Raw genomic sequence first — 593 nt, 5'->3', positions numbered from 1 at the left:
CTTGTAACTTTGATTGTAAACCTTTTATCGGCTTGTGCATTAGCACCAAAGCTAAAACAGCCAAATGATAGGAACCGAGTGCCTATTAATAAAACAATCCCTGCCGAAATCAAGCGAGGAGACAGATGAAAAAGCGATTTATTATAACAGGAATGATTACCCTTTTGGGAATGATAAATTTGGCACATGCAGATATTTTTGACAGAACTCATATAAATCCAGGTAGGAGTTTCCGTAAGCTCCGTATACGAGATATGAGAACTCCATCGCAATCACCTACTACACCGTCATCACCTACTACACCGTCATCACCTACTACACCGCCATCACCTACTACACCGCCATCACCTACTACACCGCCATCACCTACTACACCGCCATCACCTACTACACCACCATCACCTACTACACCGTCATCAACTGCTACACCGTCATCAACTGCTGCATCAGCAGAATATCTGGAGCTTATTAATCTATTAAAAAAAGGAGAAATTATTGAGCTCTTAACAAAACAGCTTGCGTTGAAAAAAGAACAACTTTCGCAAACAGAAACAACCTATCAAGCTATAACAAATAGTCAGAAAACTGGATCT

At 40.8% G+C, this 593-nt stretch carries 1 protein-coding gene and 1 pseudogene; both read left to right on the top strand.

Features of this window, described 5'->3' with window-relative positions; genetic code table 11:
• On the top strand, window positions 1-129 hold a 129-nt coding region (locus ACFIJJ_RS10080; RefSeq protein ID WP_375646858.1), incomplete at its 5' end, for a TrwH protein.
• Window positions 126-593 (top strand): annotated as a pseudogene (locus tag ACFIJJ_RS10075) (hypothetical protein); the annotation flags it as partial. The gene ACFIJJ_RS10080 and the pseudogene ACFIJJ_RS10075, both read left to right, overlap by 4 nt.

Source organism: Bartonella sp. TT29SHDZB (assembly GCF_042193395.1).
In the GTDB taxonomy this organism is placed as follows: Bacteria; Pseudomonadota; Alphaproteobacteria; order Rhizobiales; family Rhizobiaceae; genus Bartonella.
This window is presented reverse-complemented; position numbering and strand designations above follow the sequence as displayed.